Source organism: Nonomuraea sp. N2-4H, from assembly GCF_045291505.1.
In the GTDB taxonomy this organism is placed as follows: domain Bacteria; phylum Actinomycetota; class Actinomycetes; order Streptosporangiales; family Streptosporangiaceae; genus Nonomuraea; species Nonomuraea fastidiosa.
This window is the reverse complement of sequence record NZ_CP147987.1, coordinates 1,800,238-1,820,218: the sequence shown is the minus strand read 5'-3', so window position 1 is coordinate 1,820,218 and position 19,981 is coordinate 1,800,238. Positions and strand designations below refer to the sequence as shown.

Annotated in this window: 14 protein-coding genes and 2 pseudogenes; 6 read left to right on the top strand and 10 right to left on the bottom strand. The window is 72.2% G+C overall.

Translation table 11 applies throughout. The features are described from left to right. Positions 1 to 87: 87 nt before the first annotated feature. The 10 genes from WBK31_RS08265 to WBK31_RS08220 all read right to left on the bottom strand — a co-directional run bounded on the left by WBK31_RS08265 (position 88) and on the right by WBK31_RS08220 (position 11,791). Entirely contained in the window at positions 88 to 591 is a 504-nt protein-coding gene (locus tag WBK31_RS08265) for an arginine repressor (RefSeq protein ID WP_364070290.1), read from the bottom strand. Beyond that, complete coding sequence (argF, locus tag WBK31_RS08260; RefSeq protein WP_406674571.1) at positions 588 to 1,508, bottom strand: ornithine carbamoyltransferase; 921 nt, start codon at positions 1,506 to 1,508, stop codon at positions 588 to 590. The genes WBK31_RS08265 and argF overlap by 4 nt, the downstream gene beginning before the upstream one ends. Then, a complete protein-coding gene (locus WBK31_RS08255) occupies positions 1,505 to 2,671 on the bottom strand; it encodes an acetylornithine transaminase (RefSeq protein ID WP_364070294.1) in 1,167 nt (388 codons plus the stop codon). The genes argF and WBK31_RS08255 overlap by 4 nt, the downstream gene beginning before the upstream one ends. Then, on the bottom strand, positions 2,668 to 3,543 hold the full coding sequence (argB, locus tag WBK31_RS08250) for an acetylglutamate kinase (protein ID WP_364070297.1): 876 nt from the start codon (positions 3,541 to 3,543) through the stop codon (positions 2,668 to 2,670). The genes WBK31_RS08255 and argB overlap by 4 nt, the downstream gene beginning before the upstream one ends. Then, positions 3,540 to 4,691, bottom strand: a complete 1,152-nt coding sequence (gene argJ, locus WBK31_RS08245) for a bifunctional glutamate N-acetyltransferase/amino-acid acetyltransferase ArgJ (protein ID WP_364070300.1) — start codon at positions 4,689 to 4,691, stop codon at positions 3,540 to 3,542. Before argJ ends, argB begins: the two co-directional genes overlap by 4 nt. 67 nt (positions 4,692 to 4,758) lie before the next feature. Further along, complete coding sequence (argC, locus tag WBK31_RS08240; protein ID WP_364070303.1) at positions 4,759 to 5,781, bottom strand: N-acetyl-gamma-glutamyl-phosphate reductase; 1,023 nt, start codon at positions 5,779 to 5,781, stop codon at positions 4,759 to 4,761. Between the two features lie 251 nt (positions 5,782 to 6,032). Then, entirely contained in the window at positions 6,033 to 8,075 is a 2,043-nt protein-coding gene (locus WBK31_RS08235) for a bifunctional aldolase/short-chain dehydrogenase (RefSeq protein ID WP_406674570.1), read from the bottom strand. A 6-nt stretch (positions 8,076 to 8,081) separates the two neighbouring features. Beyond that, on the bottom strand, positions 8,082 to 9,239 hold the full coding sequence (gene rhaI / locus WBK31_RS08230; protein ID WP_364070307.1) for an L-rhamnose isomerase: 1,158 nt from the start codon (positions 9,237 to 9,239) through the stop codon (positions 8,082 to 8,084). Positions 9,240 to 9,249: 10 nt separating this feature from the next. Then, positions 9,250 to 9,567, bottom strand: a complete 318-nt coding sequence (locus WBK31_RS08225; protein ID WP_378784035.1) for an L-rhamnose mutarotase — start codon at positions 9,565 to 9,567, stop codon at positions 9,250 to 9,252. 292 nt (positions 9,568 to 9,859) lie between these two features. Continuing rightward, on the bottom strand, positions 9,860 to 11,791 hold the full coding sequence (locus WBK31_RS08220; protein ID WP_364070312.1) for a beta-galactosidase: 1,932 nt from the start codon (positions 11,789 to 11,791) through the stop codon (positions 9,860 to 9,862). Positions 11,792 to 12,080: 289 nt separating this feature from the next. Here WBK31_RS08220 and WBK31_RS08215 point away from each other — a divergent pair, with 289 nt between their 5' ends. The 6 genes and pseudogenes from WBK31_RS08215 to WBK31_RS08190 all read left to right on the top strand — a co-directional run bounded on the left by WBK31_RS08215 (position 12,081) and on the right by WBK31_RS08190 (position 19,980). Beyond that, complete coding sequence (locus WBK31_RS08215; RefSeq protein WP_364070314.1) at positions 12,081 to 13,082, top strand: substrate-binding domain-containing protein; 1,002 nt, start codon at positions 12,081 to 12,083, stop codon at positions 13,080 to 13,082. 82 nt (positions 13,083 to 13,164) lie between these two features. Continuing rightward, positions 13,165 to 14,589 (top strand): rhamnulokinase family protein, encoded by a 1,425-nt coding sequence (locus WBK31_RS08210; protein ID WP_364070317.1) that lies wholly within the window; start codon positions 13,165 to 13,167, stop codon positions 14,587 to 14,589. A 105-nt stretch (positions 14,590 to 14,694) separates the two neighbouring features. After that, positions 14,695 to 17,920, top strand: a pseudogene (gene fdh, locus WBK31_RS08205) (formate dehydrogenase). 4 nt (positions 17,921 to 17,924) lie between these two features. After that, a pseudogene (locus WBK31_RS08200) lies at positions 17,925 to 18,744 on the top strand (4Fe-4S dicluster domain-containing protein). A 109-nt stretch (positions 18,745 to 18,853) separates the two neighbouring features. After that, complete coding sequence (nrfD, locus tag WBK31_RS08195) at positions 18,854 to 19,855, top strand: NrfD/PsrC family molybdoenzyme membrane anchor subunit (protein WP_364070323.1); 1,002 nt, start codon at positions 18,854 to 18,856, stop codon at positions 19,853 to 19,855. Beyond that, positions 19,852 to 19,980 (top strand): hypothetical protein, encoded by a 129-nt coding sequence (locus WBK31_RS08190; RefSeq protein ID WP_364070326.1) that lies wholly within the window; start codon positions 19,852 to 19,854, stop codon positions 19,978 to 19,980. The genes nrfD and WBK31_RS08190 overlap by 4 nt, the downstream gene beginning before the upstream one ends. The last annotated feature ends 1 nt before the right edge of the window (position 19,981 follow it).

The following is a 19,981-nucleotide window of genomic DNA, read 5'->3' as shown; positions in this document are numbered from 1 at the left end:
GCGACATTAGTGCACGTCGGCCCCTCGTGGTGTCCCGGGCAGCCGTGATCTTAGCCGGGGAGCGGGCCTGAGCAGGTACGGCGCGGTCTAGGCGCGCCGGTCGGCGATCTTGAGCAGGGCGTCGGCGACGGCCTGCCCGCCGGTGGGGTCGCGGCTGATGACGAGGATGGTGTCGTCGCCCGCCACCGTGCCGAGGATGGACTCCCAGTCGGCGTGGTCGATGGCGGAGGCGAGGAACTGCGCCGCCCCCGGCGGCGTGCGCACGATGACCAGGTTGGCCGACGCCTCGGCCTCGACCAGCAGCTCTTCGGCGATGCGGCGCAGCCGGGCGGCCGGGGTCTCGCCGGTGCCGGTGCGGGTGAGCGGGATGCGGCCGCCGCCCTCGCCGGGCAGCGCGTAGACGAGCGAGCCGTCGTCGGCGCGCAGCTTGAGCGCGCCGAGCTCGTCGAGGTCGCGCGAGAGCGTGGCCTGGGTGACCTCGACACCGCTCTCGGCCAGCAGCTTGGCCAGCTCGGGCTGGGAGCGTACGGCCTTGCGCTGCAGCAGCTCGGTGATCTTGGCCTGCCGGGCCGCCTTGGTCATCGGGATCATCGCTGGGACACCAGCCAGTGGAGCAGCGCCTTCTGGGCGTGCAGGCGGTTCTCCGCCTGATCCCACACGACGCTGCGCGGGCCTTCGAGGACGTCTTCGGTGATCTCGTACCCGCGGTAGGCGGGCAGGCAGTGCAGCACGATCGCGTCGGGCGCCGCGTGTTCGAGCAGCTCGGCGTTCACCTGGTACGGCGAGAGCGCGGCGACGCGCTGCTCCTTGCCGTCCTGCCCCATCGACACCCACGTGTCGGTGGCGACGACGTGGGCGCCCTGGACCGCGGCCTCGGGGTCGGACAGCGCGACGACCGAGCCGCCGGTCTGGGCGGCGATGGCGGCGGCCTTGTCGAGGATGACCGCGTCGGGCTGGTCGCCGGCGGGCGCGGCGATGCGGACGTGCATGCCGGCCGTGGCGCCGCCCAGCAGGTAGGAGTGGGCCATGTTGTTGGCGCCGTCGCCGAGGTAGGTGAACGTGACGCCGGCGGTGCGGCCCAGCCGCTCCCTGACGGTCTGCAGGTCGGCGAGGATCTGGCAGGGGTGGAAGTCGTCGGTGAGCGCGTTGACCACGGGCACCCGGGAGTGGGCGGCCATCTCCTCGATGAGCTCCTGACCGGTGGTGCGCCAGACGATGGCGGCCACCTGGCGTTCGAGCACGCGGGCGATGTCGGCGGTGGGCTCGCCGCGGCCCATGAGCACCGAGACGTTGTCGACGACCAGCGGCAGGCCGCCCAGCTCGCCGATGCCGGTGTGGAAGGAGACGCGGGTGCGCGCCGACGGCTTGTCGAAGAGCACGGCGACGGTCTGCGGGCCCTCGAAGGGGCGGTAGCCGAAGCGGTCCTTCTTCATGGCGGCGGCGAGGTCGAGCACCTCGGCCTGCTCGGCGGGGCTGAGGTCGTCGTCGCGCAGGAAGTGCCTGGTCACTTGGCCGCCTCCGCGAGGATCGCGGGGAACGCGGCCACGAACGCGTCGACCTCGTCGGCGGTCACCACGAGGGGCGGCGCGATGCGCACGGCGTCCGGCTGCAGGGCGTTGACCAGGAAGCCGGCGTCGGCGGCGGCCTGCTGCACCTGGGCGGAGCGCGGCTCGGCGAGCACGGCGGCCAGCCACAGGCCGCGGCCGCGCACGCCCTTGAGCAGCGGGTGCGCGACGGACTCAAGGCCGGTGCGCAGCCGGGCGGCGACGGACTTGACGTGGTCGAGGTCGAGGTTGTCGAGCACGGCCAGCGCGGCGGCGCACGAGACCGGGTTGCCGCCGAACGTCGAGCCGTGGTCGCCCTTCTCGAACAGCCTGCCGACGTCGCCGAAGCCGATGCAGGCGCCGATCGGCAGCCCGCCACCGAGGCCCTTGGCGAGCGTGAGGATGTCGGGGGTGACGCCTTCCGCCTGGTGGGCGAACCAGTGGCCGGTGCGGCCGATGGCCGACTGGATCTCGTCGGCCACCAGCAGCGCGCCGGTGGAGTCGCAGATCTCGCGGGCGGCCTCGAAGTAGCCCTCGGGCGGCGGCACCACGCCGGCCTCGCCCTGGGTGGGCTCGAGGAAGACGGCGATGCAGTCGCCGGTGACGGCCTCCTTGAGCGCGGCGGCGTCGCCGTACGGGACGAACCGCACGTCCACCGGGAACGGCCCGAACTGGTCGCGGATGGACCGCTTGCCGGTCAGCGACAGGGCGCCGATGGTGCGGCCGTGGAAGCCGTTCTCGGCGGCCACGAAGTAGGAGCGGCCCTCGCGGCGGCCGTACTTGAGCGCCAGCTTGTAGGCGGCCTCGTTGGCCTCGGTGCCGGAGTTGGCGAAGAAGACGCGGCCGGGCGCGTTGAGCAGGTCGAGCAGCTTCTCGGCCAGCAGCACCTCGGGCTCGTGCAGGAACAGGTTGGACGTGTGCGCGATCGTGGCGACCTGCCGGGAGACCGCCTCGACCAGCGCGGGGTGCGCGTGGCCGAGCGAGCTGGTGGCGATCCCGGCGATGAAGTCGAGGTATCGCCTGCCGTCGACGTCCCAGACGCGGGTGCCCTCGCCGCGGGCCAGCGCGATCGGCGGGACGCCGTAGTTGGGCATGAAGGCGTTGCCGAAGCGCTCGTGCAGGTTCATGACGGGATCACCATCGTTCCGATTCCTTCATTGGTGAAGATCTCCAGCAGCAGCGAGTGGGGCACCCGGCCGTCGAGCACGTGGGCCTGCGGGACCCCGCCTTGCACGGCCGTCAGGCACGCCTCCATCTTGGGCACCATACCGCTGGACAATGTGGGCATCATCGCCGCCAGCTCGTCGGCGGTGAGCTGGTCGATGACGTCGGTGTCGTCGGGCCAGTTCGCGTACAGGCCCTCGACGTCGGTCAGCACGATCAGCTTCTGCGCCTTGAGCGCCACGGCCAGCGCGGCGGCCGCGGTGTCGGCATTGACGTTGTAGATCTGTCCGTCGTCACCCCTGGCCACGCTGGAGACGACGGGGATGCGGCCGTCGTCGAGCAGTGCGCGCACGGCGCCCGGCTCAACCTTGATGATCTCGCCGACCTGGCCGATGTCGACGGGCTCGCCGTCCACGATCGCGTGCTTGCGCACGGCGGTGAACAGGTGGGCGTCCTCGCCCGACATGCCGACGGCGAACGGGCCGTGGTGGTTGATCAGGCCGACGATCTCGGGGTTGACCTGGCCGGTGAGCACCATCCTGACGACCTGCATGGCCTCGGGCGTGGTGACCCGGAGCCCGGCGGTGAAGGTGGACTCGATGCCGAGCCGGTCGAGCGCGCTGCTGATCTGCGGTCCGCCGCCGTGCACCACGACCGGGCGCAGGCCGGCGTGGTGGAGGAAGACGACGTCCTCGGCGAAGCGGTGCTTGAGCGACTCGTCGGTCATGGCGTTGCCGCCGTACTTGACGACGACGACGGCGCCGTGGAAGCGGGTGAGCCAGGGCAGCGCCTCGATCAGCGCCTGGGCCTTGCTCTGTGCGGTGGTCAGCCTCATGAGGAGTACGCCGAGTTCTCGTGGACGTAGTCGGCGGTCAGGTCGGTGGTGTGCACGGTCGCGGTGTGCGGGCCCGCCGACAGGTCGATGGTGATGGTGACGTCGCGGGGGCGCATGTCGACCTTGGAGCGGTCGTCGCCGACGGCGCCGCCCCGGCAGATCCAGATGCCGTTGATGGCGACGTTGAGCCGGTCGGGCTCGAACTCGGCGTCGGTGGTGCCGACGGCGGCGAGCACGCGGCCCCAGTTGGGGTCCTCGCCGTGGATGGCGCACTTGAGCAGGTTGGAACGGGCGACCGCGCGGCCCACCTTGACCGCGTCGTCCTCGGAGGCGGCGCCGACCACCTCGATGGCGATGGCCTTGGTCGCGCCCTCGGCGTCGACGAGGAGCTGCCTGGCCAGGTCGGCGCAGACCTCGGTGACCCGCTCCTCGAACTCGGCGAGGTCGGGCCGCACGCCGGCGGCGCCGCTGGCGAGCAGCAGCACGGTGTCGTTGGTCGACATGCAGCCGTCGGTGTCGAGCCGGTCGAAGGTCTTGGACGTGGCCGCGCGCAGCACGGTGTCGAGCTCTTCTGCGCTGACCTCGGCGTCGGTGGTGATGACGCAGAGCATGGTGGCCAGGGCGGGGGCGAGCATGCCGGCTCCCTTGGCCATGCCGCCGACCATGTAGCCGGTGCCGCGCTTGAAGGAGATCTTGGAGACGGTGTCGGTGGTGCGGATGGCGTCGGCGGCGGCCAGGCCACCGTCGCGGGAGAGCTGTCCTGCCGCGGTCTCGACGCCGGACAGCAGCGCGTCCATCGGCAGCCGCTCGCCGATGAGGCCGGTGGAGCAGACGGCGACCTCGCCGGCGGAGTCTTCGAGCACCTCGGCCACCTTCTCGGCGGTGGCGTGGGCGTCCTGGAAGCCCTCGGGCCCTGTGCAGGCGTTGGCGCCGCCGGAGTTGAGCACGACGGCGCGCAGCCGGCCGCCGGACAGGACCTGCTGCGACCACAGCACCGGGGCGGCCTTCACGCGGTTGGCGGTGAAGACGCCCGCGGCGGCGCGGCTCGGCCCGTCGTTGACGACGAGTGCCAGGTCACGGGCGCCGCCGGGCTTGATGCCCGCGGCGACACCGGCCGCCCTGAACCCCAGTGGAGCGGTGACGCTCATGCCGCCTCCTTCGCCGCCGGCATGGATGCCGGGCACCCCTGCTTGCTGATCTCTACGCTGCGCTCTCTCACGGAGCAACTCCTGTCGTGGGGAGGCCGAGCTCTTCCGGCAGGCCGAGGGCGAGGTTGACGCTCTGGATCGCGCCTCCGGCCGTGCCCTTGGTGAGGTTGTCGATGGCGATGACGGCGACCACGCGGCCCGCGCGCTCGTCGAGCGTCACCTGTAGTGCGGCGGTGTTGGCGCCGTAGGTCATGGAGGTGGCCGGCCAGACGCCCTCGGGCAGCAGGCGGACGAACGGCTCGTCCTTGAGCGCCGTCTCGTACGCCGAGCGCAGCGCCTCCTTGGTGAGGCCGGGCGTGGCCGGGGCGGTGCAGGTGGCCAGGATGCCGCGGCTCATGGGCGCGAGCGTCGGGGTGAACGAGACGCGGACCGGCTGCCCGGCGACGGCCGACAGGCCCTGCTCCATCTCGGGGGTGTGGCGGTGGACGCCGCCCACGCCGTACGCGCTGACCGAGCCCATGACCTCGCTGCCGAGCAGGTGGGGCTTGAGCGACTTGCCGGCGCCGCTGGTGCCGCTGGCGGCGACCACGACGACCTCGGGCCCGGCCAGGCCCGCGGCGTAGGCGGGGAACAGCGCGAGCAGCACGGAGGTCGGGTAGCAGCCGGGCACCGCGATGCGGGTGGCGCCCTTGAGCACCTCGCGCTGGCCGGGCAGCTCGGGCAGGCCGTAAGGCCAGGTGCCGGCGTGCTCGCCGCCGTAGAACTCCTGCCAGGCGGCGGGGTCGGCGAGCCGGTGGTCGGCACCGCAGTCGACCACGATCGTCTCGTCGCCGAGCTGCGCGGCGACGGCGGCGGAGTGGCCGTGCGGCAGGGCGAGGAAGACCACGTCGTGCCCGGCGAGCGCCTCGGGAGTGGTCTCGTCGATGACGCGGCCGGCGAGCGGGGCGAGGTGGGGCTGGTGCGCGCCGAGCCTGGTGCCGGCGCTGGAGGCGGCGGTGAGCGCGCCGATCTCGAACTCGGGATGAGCGAGGAGGAGGCGGAGCAGCTCCCCTCCCGCGTAGCCGCTGGCTCCCGCGACCGCTGCCCTCATGCGACACCCTCCCGCTGCATGATTATGCATCATAGCTTATGACTTTGCTTGTGAAGATGATGCACTCTAGAGGATGAACATGCAAGCCAGGCCAGGGCTGATGACCGCATCGTGAGACTTGCCGACTGCGGACACGTGCCGGAAACATGCGGGCGCGTTGCAAGTCATGCACCAGTTCTTGTCCGTTTTCCGGTCCGCCACACGTAAAAAGCCCCGAGCCGTATGGCTCGGGGCCATGAGTGAGCGTGCGCTCAGCGCAGGAAGGCCGCGGCGACGCCCGCGTCCACCGGGATGTGCAGGCCGGTCGTGTGGGTCAGCTCGCCGCCGGTGAGCGCGAAGACGGCCGCCGCCACGTGCTCGGGCAGCACCTCGCGCTTGAGCAGCGTGCGCTGGGCGTAGAACTCGCCCAGCTTCTCCTCCGCCACGCCGTACACCTTCGCCCGGTTGGCGCCCCAGCCGGAGGCGAAGATGCCGGAGCCGCGTACGACGCCGTCGGGGTTGACGCCGTTGACCCGGATGCCGTGAGCGCCCAGCTCGGCGGCCAGCAGCCGCACCTGGTGCGCCTGGTCGGCCTTGGCGGCGCCGTAGGCGACGTTGTTCGGCCCGGCGAAGACGGAGTTCTTGGAGGAGATGTAGACGATGTCGCCGCCCATGCCCTGGCCGATCATGACCTTGGCGGTCTCCCTGGAGACCAGGAACGAGCCGCGCGCCATCACGTCGTGCTGCAGGTCCCAGTCCTCGACCGTGGTCTCCAGCAGCGAGCGCGACAGCGACAGTCCCGCGTTGTTGACCACCAGGTCGATGCCGCCGAAGGCGAGCACGCCCGCGCGCACGGCGGCGGCGATCTGCTCCTCGGAGGTGACGTCCACGCCGATCGCCACGGCCACGTCGGACGGCCGGTGCGCCTGCGCGCCGATCTCGGCGGCCACCTTCTCGGCGGCGGCGAGGTCGCGGTCGGCCACGATCACGCACGCGCCCTCGGCGGCCAGCCGGCGCGCGGTGGCCGCGCCGATGCCGGAGCCGCCGCCGGTGACCAGCGCGATCCTGGTGGCCAGCGGCTTGGGCTTGGGCATGCGGCGGAGCTTGGCCTCCTCCAGCTCCCAGTACTCGATGCGGAACTTCTCCGACTCGGGGATGGGCGCGTAGGTGGAGACGGACTCGGCGCCGCGCATGACGTTGATGGCGTTGACGTAGAACTCGCCGGCCACCCGCGCGGTCTGCTTGTCCTTGCCGAAGGAGAACATGCCGACGCCCGGCACCAGCACGATCGCCGGGTCGGCGCCGCGCATGGGCGGCGAGTCCGGCTGTGCGTGCCGCTCATAGTAGGCGGTGTAGTCGGCGCGGTAGGCGGCGTGCAGCTCGCGCAGCCGCTCGGCGGCCTGCTCCAGCGGCGCGTCCGGCGGCAGGTCGAGCACCAGCGGCGCGACCTTCGTCCGCAGGAAGTGGTCGGGGCAGGACGTGCCCAGCGCCGCGAGCCTCGGGTGCTCGGCCCGCGAGACGAAGTCCAGCACCTCGGGCGTGTCGGTGTAGTGGCCGACCACGCGCGCGTCGGTGGAGGCCAGGCCGCGCACGATCGAGAACAGCGCGGCGGCCCGCGCGTGCCGCTCGGCCTCGGGCAGCGTCTCGTAGACGACCGGGCCGAACGGGTCGGGGCGGCCGTGCTCGGCCAGGTACGCCTCCGCGGTGCGGATGATCTCCAGCGAGCGCTCCTCGCACTCCTGGGACGTCGAGCCCCACGCGGTGATGCCGTGGCCGCCCAGGATGCAGCCGATGGCCTGCGGGTTGGCGTCCTTGATGGCGGCGATGTCCAGGCCGAGCTGGAAGCCGGGCCGGCGCCACGGCACCCACACGACGCGGTCGCCGAAGATGCGCCTGGTCAGCTCCTCGCCGTCGGCGGCGGTGGCCAGCGCGATACCGGCGTCGGGGTGCAGGTGGTCGACGTGGGCGGCGTCCACCAGGCCGTGCATGGCGGTGTCGATCGACGGGGCGGCGCCGCCCCTGCCGTGCAGGCAGTAGTCGAAGGCCGCGACCATCTCGTCCTCGCGCTCGACGCCCGGATAGACGTCCTTGAGCGCGCGCAGCCGGTCGAGGCGGAGCACGGCCAGGCCCGACTCCTTGAGCGTGCCGAGGTCGCCGCCGGAGCCCTTGACCCACAGCAGCTCGACGTCGGAGCCGGTCACCGGGTCGGTCGCGGTGCCCTTGGCGGAGGTGTTGCCGCCTGCGTAGTTGGTGTTGCGCGGGTCCGCGCCCAGGCGGTGGGAGCGGTCGAGCAGCTCGTTGATGACGTTCGACATGTCGGTTCAGGCCCCCCAGCCGGCCTGCTGCCCGCCGACGCGCTCGGCGGCGATCTTCTCGAAGTATCCGGACGCGGCGTAGGCGGCCATCGGGTCGGGCGCGAGGCCCATCTCCTCGCGCAGCTCGGCGAGCAGCGGCCGCACGTCGGTGTTGTAGGCGTCCATGAGGACGGCGTTGGCGCCCAGCACGTCGCCCGCGTTCTGCGCGGCGGCCAGCGCGTCGCGGTCCACCAGCAGCGCCTTGGCGGTGGCCTCCTGGACGTTCATGACCGAGCGGATCTGGCCGGCGATCTTGGGCTCGATGTTGTGGCACTGGTCGAGCATGAACGCGACATTCGCCTCGGGGTCGAGGCCGCCGCCGCGCACCACCTCGAACATGATGCGGAAGAGCTGGAACGGGTCCGCGGCGCCGACCATGAGGTCGTCGTCTGCGTAGAAGCGGGAGTTGAAGTCGAAGCCGCCGAGCTTGCCCTCGCGCAGCAGGAACGCCACGATGAACTCGATGTTGGTGCCCGGCGCGTGGTGACCGGTGTCCACGACGACCTGGGCCTTGGGGCCGAGCTTGACGCAGTGGGCGTACGCGGTGCCCCAGTCCGGCACGTCGGTGGCGTAGAAGGCGGGCTCGAACAGCTTGTACTCCAGCAGGAAGCGCTGGCCGTCGCCGAGCCGGTCGTAGACCTCGGCGAGCGCCTCGGCCAGGCGGTCCTGGCGGGCCCGCAGGTCGTCCTGGCCCGGGTAGTTGATGCCGTCGGAGAACCACAGTTTGAGCGTGTCGGAGCCGGTGGCGTCCATGATGTCCACGCATTCGAGCAGGTGGTCGGTGGCCTTGCGGCGGACGCGCGGGTCGGGGTTGGTGACGCTGCCCAGCATGTAGTCGTCGTCCTGGAAGACGTTGGAGTTGATGGCTCCGATGCCGACGCCCAGGTCGCGGGCGTGCCGGGCGAGGTCGGCGTAGTCGTCCACCTTGTCCCACGGGATGTGCAGCGCGACCGTGGGCGCGACGCCGGTGTGGGCGTGCACCTGGGCGGCGTCGGCGAGCTTCTCGTACGGGTCGCGCGGCACGCCCTTCTGCGCGAACACCTTGAAGCGGGTGCCGCTGTTGCCGTAGGCCCAGGACGGCGTCTCGATGTGCTGCGCCCGCAGTGCGGCCTTGATGTCAGTCATTACTCCCCGATCAGTCCAGGTGGAACACTTCGGTCAGCGGCGTCATGCCCTCGTCGGGCAGGCCGTCGAGGTCCTCGAAGAACGGCGCCATCTCCGCCTGCCAGCGGGCGTTGACCTCGGTCTCGGCCATCGCCTTCTTGGCGGCCTCGAAGTCCTCGGTCTCCAGGTAGCCGACGAGCAGGCCGTCGTCCCTGAGGAAGAGCGAGTAGTTGTGCCAGCCGGTACGTGACAGCGCCTCGCGCATCTCCGGCCAGACGTCGCGGTGGCGTTCGCGATACTCCGCCAGCCGATCCTGGCGGACTTTCAGCAGGAAGCACACGCGTTGCACTGACACTCCCTTCAAAACGTTTTAATGTTCTGGGCAGGAAACTATGATTCCCGCTGGCCGCTGTCAATGCGCGGCCGGGGCCCCGGCCCTGCGTCGCGGGGCCGTGACCGGGCTCTGACACGTTTCGAACCGCGCGCGTTTCCCCGGCGCCGTCTCAGCAGGGCCCGCCCCCGCATGGGCGCGGGCCGCACGGGGACGCCCCCGCACGGGCGCGGGCCGCATGGGCGCGGGCCGGCAGCGCGGGATCCGGCGGCACCCATCTCGGGCGGGGCCCGGTTCGGCAGCGCGCGGCTCAGCCGGGGACGACCACGGCGTCTCCCGCCGCGACCGTGACGGTACGGCCGTCGCGGGTGGTGACCGCGGCGTCCTCGCCGGTGTGGTTGATCGCGAACAGGAAGGAGCCGCCGTCTGCGCGCGTGCGGCGCACCACCTCGACGCCGGGCACGGTATCGGCGGCGGGCTCGACCCCGGCCTCCCTGCACACGGTGCCGATGACCTCGGCCAGCGCGGCGTCGTCGAGCAGGGTGGTCAGGTAGTGGGCGACGCCGTCGCCGAACTCGTTGCGGGTCCAGGCGGGCTCGCCGCTGGCGTACGTGTCGAGCACCTTCGCCGTCGTGACCCGCGCCGCCTCGCTCCAGAGCCTGCCCGTCGCGCCCGATGCCAGCCTGATCGGCTCGGCGAGCGGGAAGAACTCCTCGACGGTCACGCCCAGCAGGTCGCGCCAGGCGCCCGGGTAGCCGCCGAGCCGCACCCTGTCGCATTCGTCCACGATCCCGCTGTACGGCCCGACGAGCACGACGCCGCCCCGGCGCGCGAACTCCTCCAGGTTGGCCGCGCCCGCGTCGCTCACCAGGTAGAGCTGCGGCACCAGCACCAGCCGGTAGCCGGTGAGGTCGCCTTCGGGGTGCGCCAGGTCGCAGGTGACGCCGGCCCGCCACAGCGCCGCGTGCCAGCGCTTGGCCTCCTCCACCGGGTCGAGCTCGGAGCTGGGCTGGGCGGGGTGGTCCTGGGCCCACACGCTGGAGTGGTCGATGAGCAGCGCCACGTCGGCCTCGACCCGGCTGCCCGCGACGCCGGCGAGCCCGGCCAGCTCCGCGCCGAGCGCCTTCACCTCGCGGAAGATCTTGGTGTCGGTGCCGGCGTGCGGCAGCATCGCCGAGTGCCACTTCTCCGCGCCCGCCCTGGACTGGCGCCACTGGAAGAACATGATGCCGTCGGCGCCCCTGGCCAGGTGGGCGAGGGAGTTGCGGCGCAGCTCGCCGGGGGCCTTGGCGAGGTTGCGCGGCTGCTGCCAGTTGACGGCGCTGGTGGAGTGCTCCATGAGCAGCCAGGGCCGGCCGCCGTTGAGCGAGCGCGCGTAGTCGGCGGCGAAGGCCAGGTCGATGTGCGGTTCGGCGCGGGCCCCGATGAGGTAGTGGTCGGTGGAGACGATGTCCAGCTCGGCGGCGAAGGCCCAGCAGTCCATGTCCCAGTGGGCGCCGGCCATGAGGTTGGTGGTGGCGGGCACGCCGGGGGTGATCTGCTTGAGCAGCTCGCGTTCCGCCAGGTAGAGCTCGACGAGGGCGTCGGAGCTGAACCTGCGGAAGTCGAGGAGCTGGCCCGGGTTGGCGAAGCTGGGCGTGGCGCGCGGCGGCAGGATCTGCGCCCAGTCGCTGTAGTGCTGGGACCAGAACGCGGTGCCCCAGGCGTCGTTCAGCGCGTCGAGCGAGGAGTAGCGCGAGCGCAGCCAGGCGCGGAAGGCCGCGGCGGAGGCGTCGCAGTAGCAGCGGGCGTTGTGGCAGCCGTACTCGTTGTGCACGTGCCACAGGGCGAGCGCCGGGTGGTCGCGGTAGCGGACGGCGACCTGTTCGGCGATGCGCAGCGCCTTCTCCTTGTAGATCGGCGAGCTGGGGCAGAACGCCTGCCTGCTGCCGTGGTACAGCCGCCGGCCGTCGGCGTCCACGGGCAGCGCCTCGGGGTAGGCGTCGGCGAACCAGGGCGGCGGCGAGGCGGTGGGCGTGGCCAGGTTGGCCCGGATGCCGTTGGCCGCCAGCAGGTCCATGGCCCGGTCGAGCCAGCCGAACTCGAAGACGCCCTCGACGGGTTCGAGCAGCGACCAGGAGAAGATGCCGAGGCTGACCCTGTTGACTCCGGCCTCGCGCATCAGCGCGACGTCCTGCTCCCAGGTCTCCTCGGGCCACTGCTCGGGGTTCCAGTCGCCGCCGTACGCGATGACATCCGGCATGAAGCCTGCCTTTCATGGATCGTTTACTGGGGGATTAAAACGTTTCCACACGTCGGCACACAAGTCCTGACAGCCGCCCGCCACCGGTCTCCGCTGCTCAGGCGGGGGTTCGGGCGGCGCGGGGCGACCCTGAGCGGTCACTCAGGCACGCCGAGCCACGCTGCGGAGCGTCTGCAGTTGAACGTTTTTCATCTCACTGCCCAATGGGCGGCGTTCTGCGAACGGGAACCGGGCTCCTACCGGTGGTGTGACTGGCCAAGCGTCCGTTTGTACGTTTTAATTGGTCTTCATGGCCATGGTCAGCATCAAGGACGTCGCCGCGCTCGCCGGCGTCTCCCCGGGCACGGTCTCCAACGTACTGAACCGGCCGGGCAAAGTCGCGCCGGCCACGCGCGAGCGGGTCGAGGCCGCCATCAGCGAGCTGGGGTTCGTCCGGCACGGCTCGGCCTCCACGCTGCGCGCCGGGCACAGCAGGACGATCGGCCTGAGCGTGATCGACATCGGCAACCCGTTCTTCACCGAGGTCGCCGCCGGTGTCGAGGACGTGGCCAGCGAGCTCGGCTACGCGGTGATCCTCGGCAACTCGGCGGGCTCCACCGACAAGGAGGACCGCAACCTGCGCGTGCTGGCCGAGCAACGCGTGCGCGGCGTGCTCATCACGCCGTCGGGCGAGGACCCGGCCAGGCTCGACCGGCTGCGCGAGCACGGCATCAGCGTGGTGCTGGTCGACCATCCCGCCCACCGCCCCGACCAGTGCGCGGTGGCCGTGGACGACGTCGCGGGCGGCCGCGCGGCCGTGGCCCATCTGCTGGGCAAGGGCGCGCGGAGCCTGGCGTACGTGACCGGGCCGCTGACCATCCGGCAGTGCGTCGAGCGCCGCGAGGGCGCCAAGATGGCCATGACCGCCGCCGGGCTCGACCCCGCCGGCCTGCGGGTGGTCGAGGCCGCCACGATGACCGCCAAGGCGGGCGAGAAGGCGGCGGGTGAGCTGGTCGCGGACGGGCTGCCCGAGGCGATCTTCTGCGCCAACGACCTGCTCGCGCTCGGCGTGCTGCGCGCGCTGCTGCGCTCGGGGGTGCGGGTGCCCGAGGACGTCGTGCTGATGGGCTACGACGACATCGACTTCGCCGCCGCCTCGACGGTGTCGCTCACCTCGATGCGGCAGCCGACGTACCAGCTCGGGCGCATCGCCACCGAGCTGCTGCTGGACGAGTGCGACAACCCCGACACGCACGCGCACCAGCACATCATGTTCCAGCCGGAGCTCGTCGCCAGGGAGTCCACCCAATGAGCCGCACGCCAGGGACGCCAGGGACGCCAGGGACGCCAGGGACGCCAGGGACGCCGGGAACGCCGAGAACGCCGAGGACCGCATGACCAGCAGCACCAGTCATCGATTCGCCGCCGTGGACCTGGGCGCCTCCAGCGGGCGGGTGATGCTCGCCGATCTGTCCGACGGCCTGACGCTGACCGAGGCGCACCGTTTCCCCAACGGCCCCGTACGCGTGGCCGGCCGCCTCTACTGGGACGTGCTCGGCCTGTACCGGGAGATCCTGGCCGGGCTGCGCGAGGCGGGCCCGGTCTCCTCGATCGGCATCGACTCCTGGGCCGTCGACTACGCGCTGCTCGACGAGTCCGGCCGGATGCTGGGCAACCCGGTGCACTACCGCGACGACCGCACCGCCGGCGTGCCCGAGCGGGTGGCCGCCGAGGTCGGCGCGGAGGCGCTCTACGACGTCAACGGCCTGCAGGTGCTGCCGTTCAACACCCTTTACCAGCTCCTGGCCGACCGGCTCGACGGCGCCGCCACGATGCTGCTGATCCCCGACCTGATCGGCTACTGGCTGACCGGCGAGATCGGCGCCGAGGTGACCAACGCCTCCACCACGGGCCTGCTCGACGTGCGCACGAGGTCGTGGGCGTTACCGCTGGTCAAGCAGCTCGGCCTGCCCTCGGGGATCCTGCCGCCGCTGCGGCAGCCGGGCGACGAGGCGGGCGGGCTGCGGCCCGACGTGGCCGCCGAGATCGGCTGGTCGGCCCCCGTCATGGCGGTCGGCTCGCACGACACCGCCTCCGCCGTGGCCGCCGTGCCCGCCACCGGCCCCGCGTTCGCCTACATCTCCTGCGGCACGTGGTCGCTGGCCGGGGTCGAGCTGCCGGAGCCCGTGCTCACCCCCGAGAGCCGGGCCGCGAACTTCACCAACGAGGCCGGCATCGACGGCACCGTACGCTACCTGCGCAACGTCATGGGCCTGTGGCTGCTACAGGAGTGCCTGCGCGCCTGGCCGGGCGCCGACCTGGGCGAGCTGCTGGCCGCCGCGGCGAAGGAGCCGGCGTTCGCCGCCGTCGTCAACCCCGACGAGCCGGTCTTCCTGCCGCCGGGCGACATGCCGGGCAGGATCGCCGCCGAGTGCCGCCGCACCGGGCAGCGCCCGCCCGCCTCCCCCGCCGGGTACGTGCGGTGCGTGCTGGAGAGCCTGGCGATCGGCCACCGGCGGGCGGTGCGGCAGGCGATGGAGCTGTCCGGCCGCGACGTCGAGGTGGTGCACCTGGTCGGCGGCGGGTCGCGTAACGAGCTGCTGTGCCAGTTCACCGCCGACGCCTGCGGGCTGCCGGTGGTGGCCGGGCCGGCGGAGGCGACCACGTTCGGCAACGTGCTGGTGCAGGCGCGCTCGGCCGGGCTGGTCTCCGGCCTCGGCGAGATGCGGGCGCTGGTCGCCGAGACCCAGCCGCTGCGCCGCTACGAGCCCTCCGGCGACCTGCGCGCCTGGGACGAGGCGGCCTCCCGGCTGTTCTGACCTGTTTCTACCAGGAGCCGGGAGATCGTCCCGGCCGTTGTGACCTGCCGGTTTTCCCCCGCTCGTCCCGGGCAGGACTCGGGCCGGGGACATCGGGGGGATGCCATGGATCTCGCGTGGCCGCTGCTGCGGCAGCTCACGGGGGCGGACCGCACGGCACGGGGCCGGCGGCCAAGTCGGCGAGGACGGAGACGCTGAAGGCCCGCACGGCGACGGCGGACCGGGTGGTCAAGTCGGTCTGCCCGTACTGCGCGGTGGGCTGCGGCCAGAACGTCTACGTCCGGGATGAGAAGGTCATCCAGATCGAGGGCGACCCCGACTCCCCATCAGCCTGGGCCGGCTGTGCCCGAAGGGCGCGGCCAGCCTGCAGCTCACCACCGGGCCCGGCCGCATGCACAAGGCGCTCTACCGGCCGCCGGGCGGGGCGGACTGGCGGGAGATCGACCTGGCCACGGCCATGGACATGATCGCCGACCGGATCATCGCGACCCGCCGCGCGACCTGGGAGCAGGAGAAGGACGGCCGGCGGACCTCGCGCACCATGGGCATCGCCAGCCTGGGCGGCGCGACCCTCGACAACGAGGAGAACTACCTCATCAAGAAGCTGCTGACGGCGCTCGGCGTGGTGCAGATCGAGAACCAGGCGCGCGTCTGCCACAGCTCGACCGTGGTGGGGCTCGGCACGTCGTTCGGGCGCGGCGGTGCCACCACGTTCATGCAGGACCTGCAGCACGCCGACTGCATCGTCATCCAGGGCTCGAACTTCGCCGAGTGCCACCCGGTGGGCTTTCAGTGGGTGATGGAGGCCAAGGCGCGCGGCGCGGTCGTCATCCACGTCGATCCGCGCTTCACCAGGACGAGCGCGCTGGCCGACCTGCACGTGCCCATCAGAGCGGGCTCCGACGTGGCGTTCCTCGGCGCGATCATCAACCACGTCCTGGAGAACGAGCTGTACTTCCACGAGTACGTGCTCAACTACACCAACGCGGCGACCATCCTGCGCGAGGACTTCCGCGACGCCGAGGACCTCGACGGCCTGTTCTCCGGCTTCGCCGAGGAGAGCCGCACCTACGACACCGACTCCTGGCAGTACGAGGGCATGTCCACGGTCGCCGCGTCGGGCGACAGGGACGAGGACTTCGACCGGCGCGAGGGCCGCACCCCGCCGGGCCGCCCCGAGGTGCAGGGCAGCGCCGGGATGCCGCTCGACGGCGTGCCCGAGCGCGACGAGACGCTGCGCCACCCGCGCTGCGTGCTGCAGGTGCTGCGCCGCCACTTCGCGCGCTACACGCCGGAGATGGTCGAGCGGGTGTGCGGGGTGCCGCGCCACCTGTTCGAGCAGGTGTGCCGGCATCTGACGGAGAACTCGGGGCCGGACAAGACCTCGGAGTTCGTCTACGCGGTCGGCTGGACGCAGCACAGCGACGGCTCGCAGTTCATCAGGACGGCGAGCATCCTGCAGCTGCTGCTCGGCAACATCGGCCGGCCGGGCGGGGGTATCCAGGCGCTGCGCGGGCACGCCAGCATCCAGGGGTCGAGCGACATCCCGACGCTGTTCAACCTGCTGCCGGGCTACATCCCGATGCCGCACGCGCACGAGAACGACCGGCTGCGCGACTTCCTGCTGGCCGACGCCCCGCATAAGGGCTTCTGGGCCAACATGCCCGCCTACCTCATCAGCCTGCTCAAGGCGTGGTGGGGCGACTCGGCGCAGCCGGACAACGACTTCCGCTTCGGCTGGCTGCCCCGGCTGACCGGCTCGCACAGCACGTACGACACCGTGCTCGCGCAGCTCGAGGGCACCTGCAAGGGCTACATCCTGCTGGGCGAGAACCCGGCGGTCGGCTCGGCCAACGCGAAGATGCAGCGGCTCGGCATGGCCAACCTCGACTGGCTGGTGGTGCGCGACTTCAGCCTGATCGAGAGCGCCACCTGGTGGAAGGACGGCCCGGAGATCGAGACGGGCGAGCTGAAGACCGAGGACATCCGCACCGAGGTGTTCTTCCTGCCGGCGGCGAGCCACACCGAGAAGAACGGCAGCTTCACCAACACCAACCGGCTGCTGCAGTGGCATCACCAGGCGGTCGAGCCGCAGGGCGACGCCCGCAGCGACCTGTGGTTCATGTACCACCTCGGCCGCATCATCAGGGAGAAGCTGGCCGGTTCGACCGACCCGATGGACGCGCCCGTGCTCGACCTCACCTGGGACTACCCGACCGAGGGCGAGACGGAGGAGCCGTCGGCCGAGGCCGTGCTGGCCGAGATCAACGGCTGGGACGAGCGCGGCCGGCCGCTGCCCGGCTATCACGCGCTCAAGGACGACGGCTCCACCGCCTGCGGCTGCTGGATCTACTGCGGCGTGTACGCCGACGGCGTCAACCAGGCGGCCCGGCGCAAGCCGGCGTCCGAGCAGAACTGGATCTCCGCCGAGTGGGCGTGGGCCTGGCCCGCCAACCGGCGCATCCTCTACAACCGCGCCTCGGCCAAGCCCGACGGCACCCCGTGGAGCGAGCGCAAGCGGCTGGTGTGGTGGGACGCCGAGGCGCAGCGCTGGACCGGATACGACGTGCCGGACTTCGAGGCGGACAAGAGCCCCGGCTACCGGCCGCCGCCCGGCGCGCAGGGTGTGGAGGCGCTGTCGGGCATCGACCCGTTCATCATGCAGGCCGACGGCAAGGGCTGGCTGTTCGCGCCGAACGGGGTGGTGGACGGGCCGCTGCCCACCCACTACGAGCCGCAGGACTCGCCGGTCGCCAACCCGCTGTACGGCCGGCAGCGCAGCCCGGTGCGCAAGGTCTATCCGCACGAGCACAACCGCTACCAGCCGAGCGGGGACGAGCCGGGGTCGTCGGTCTACCCGTACGTGGTGACGACGTACCGGCTGACCGAGCACTTCACGGCGGGGGGCATGAGCCGGTTCACGCCGTACCTGTCGGAGCTGCAGCCGGAGATGTTCTGCGAGGTCTCCCCCGCGCTGGCCGCCGAGCGCGGCCTGGTGCACGGCGACTGGGCGACGATCATCACGGCGCGCAACGCCATCGAGGCCCGGGTGCTGGTCACCGACCGCATCCCGTCGCTGCGCCTGAACGGGCGGGTGCTGCACCAGATCGGGCTGCCGTTCCACTTCGGGCCCAACGGTCTCGTCACCGGCGACGCGGCCAACGAGCTGTCGTCGATCTCGCTCGACCCCAACTCCCACATCCAGGAGGTCAAGGCGCTGTCGGCGGACATCCGCCCGGGGCGGCGGCCACGGGGGCCCGCGCTGCCCGAGCTGGTCAGGTCGTACCAGCGGCGGGCCGGGATCGACGCCCGTACCGGAACGGAGGTGTGAGGCGGTGGCCTTCGACCTGAGGGAGCAGCTCGACGGGCGGCGCGTCGGCTTCTTCACCGACACCAGCATCTGCATCGGCTGCAAGGCGTGCGAGGTGGCCTGCAAGGAGTGGAACGCCGTGCCGGACGACGGCATGGAGTTCACCGGCATGTCCTACGACAACACGGCAGGGCTGGGCGCCGACACCTGGCGGCACGTGGCGTTCGTCGAGCAGCGGCGGCCGCTCGGCCACCAGGAGCCGGGCGTCGGCGACATGGACTTCCGCTGGCTGATGGCCTCCGACGTGTGCAAGCACTGCACGCACGCGGCCTGCCTGGACGTGTGCCCGACGGGGTCGCTGTTCCGCACCGAGTTCGGCACGGTGGTGGTGCAGGAGGACGTCTGCAACGGCTGCGGCTACTGCGTGCCTGCCTGCCCGTTCGGGGTGATCGGCAAGCGCGGGAGCAGCGGCACGGCGGCCAAGTGCACGATGTGCTACGACCGGCTCGGAGCCGGGCAGAGCAGCCTGCGCCAAGACCTGCCCGACGGACTCGATCCAGTTCGGCGACCTCGACGAGCTGCGCGAGCGCGCCGAGCGGCGGCTGGCGCAGCTTCATGAGGCGGGCACCACCTCCGCCCGCCTGTACGGCCACGACACAGGCGACGGCGTGGGCGGCACGGGCGCGTTCTTCCTGCTGCTCGACGAGCCCGAGGTGTACGGCCTGCCGCCCGACCCGGTGGTGACGACCAGGGACCTGCCGGCGATGTGGCGGCACGTGGGCGTGGCGGCGCTCGGCCTGCTGGCGGGCGTGGCGGCGCTGACGTGGAAGGGGCGGCGCAGGTGACGGCGGACCTTCCGGCGGGACTCTTCGCGAGGCGAGCGGACGCGACGGGAGCGGCGCAGGTGACGGCGGATCTTTTCGACGAAGAGCGGATGCGACGGGGGCGGCGCGGATGAGCCAGACAGACGTGCGGATGGACGGCTCGGCGGAGCTGCGCAGTGAACGGGAGGCCACGCCGGGCTCGGCGGGCCGCAGGCGCGAACGGCTGCTGGTGCCGAAGGCGGAGTTCGACTCCTATTACGGGCGGCCGGTGCTGAAGGAGCCGACCTGGCAGGCCCCCGACATCGCCGGTTACCTGTTCCTCGGCGGCCTGGCGGGCGCGTCGTCCACGCTGGCCGCGGCCGCCGAGCTGACCGGCAGGCCGGGCCTGGCCAGGGCGGGCAAGGTGGGGGCGCTGTGCGCGCTGGGCGGCTCGCTGTACGCGCTCATCCACGACCTGGGCAGGCCCGAGCGGTTCGTCAACATGCTGCGGGTGTTCAAGGTGACCTCGCCGATGAGCGTCGGCACCTGGATACTCACCGCGTACGGCCCGCAGGCCGGGCTCGCGGCGGCCTGCGACGTCACCGGCGTCGCGCCGGGCGCGGGCAGGGCGGCCACCGTCGGCGCGGGGCTGGTGGGGCCGGCGGTGGCGACGTACACGGCGGCGCTGATCTGCGACACGGCGGTGCCGGCCTGGCACGAGGGCCACCGGGAGATGCCGTTCCTGTTCGCCGGGTCGGCGACGGCGGCGGCGGGCGGGCTCGGCCTGCTGGCCGCGCCGCTGGAGGAGGCGGCGCCGGCCCGGCGGGTGGCGCTGCTGGGCGCGGCGGTGGAGTGCGTGGCCGCCCTGCGGATGGAGCGCCGTCTCGGCCCGCTGGCCGAGCCGCTCAAGCGCAGCAGGCTGCTGCGCCTGGGCGAGGCGCTGTCGCTGGCGGGCGCGGTGGCGGGGGCGACCGTGGGCCGGCGCAGCAGGGTCGCGGCGATGGCGGCGGGCGCGGCGCTGCTGGCCGGGTCGGCGTGCACCCGGTTTGGGATCTTCCAGGCGGGGATGGAGTCGGCTCGCGATCCCCGCTACACCGTCCAGCCGCAGCGCAGGCGGCTGGCCAAGGCGAAAGCGGAGCGTGACCTCAGATGAAGCGGAAAGTCGCGGAGTATCTGCCGTTCTTCGGCATCGTGCTCGTCGTCTGCACGGCCTCGTGGCTGGCGGGCCGGACCCCGCCGCAGGCCGTCCTGTGGGGCAAGGCCACGGTACGGCGCTGAG

Bases quoted from the DNA above. Each gene is read 5' to 3' on its own strand.
- argC (WP_364070303.1), bottom strand. From the start codon at position 5,781: ATGAGGGCAGCGGTCGCGGGAGCCAGCGGCTACGCGGGAGGGGAGCTG.
- argJ (WP_364070300.1), bottom strand. From the start codon at position 4,691: ATGAGCGTCACCGCTCCACTGGGGTTCAGGGCGGCCGGTGTCGCCGCG.
- WBK31_RS08190 (WP_364070326.1), top strand. From the start codon at position 19,852: ATGAAGCGGAAAGTCGCGGAGTATCTGCCGTTCTTCGGCATCGTGCTC.
- WBK31_RS08220 (WP_364070312.1), bottom strand. From the start codon at position 11,791: ATGCCGGATGTCATCGCGTACGGCGGCGACTGGAACCCCGAGCAGTGG.
- WBK31_RS08215 (WP_364070314.1), top strand. From the start codon at position 12,081: ATGGCCATGGTCAGCATCAAGGACGTCGCCGCGCTCGCCGGCGTCTCC.
- WBK31_RS08255 (WP_364070294.1), bottom strand. From the start codon at position 2,671: ATGAACCTGCACGAGCGCTTCGGCAACGCCTTCATGCCCAACTACGGC.
- argB (WP_364070297.1), bottom strand. From the start codon at position 3,543: ATGAGGCTGACCACCGCACAGAGCAAGGCCCAGGCGCTGATCGAGGCG.
- nrfD (WP_364070323.1), top strand. From the start codon at position 18,854: ATGAGCCAGACAGACGTGCGGATGGACGGCTCGGCGGAGCTGCGCAGT.
- rhaI (WP_364070307.1), bottom strand. From the start codon at position 9,239: ATGACTGACATCAAGGCCGCACTGCGGGCGCAGCACATCGAGACGCCG.
- WBK31_RS08265 (WP_364070290.1), bottom strand. From the start codon at position 591: ATGATCCCGATGACCAAGGCGGCCCGGCAGGCCAAGATCACCGAGCTG.
- WBK31_RS08210 (WP_364070317.1), top strand. From the start codon at position 13,165: ATGACCAGCAGCACCAGTCATCGATTCGCCGCCGTGGACCTGGGCGCC.
- WBK31_RS08235 (WP_406674570.1), bottom strand. From the start codon at position 8,075: ATGTCGAACGTCATCAACGAGCTGCTCGACCGCTCCCACCGCCTGGGC.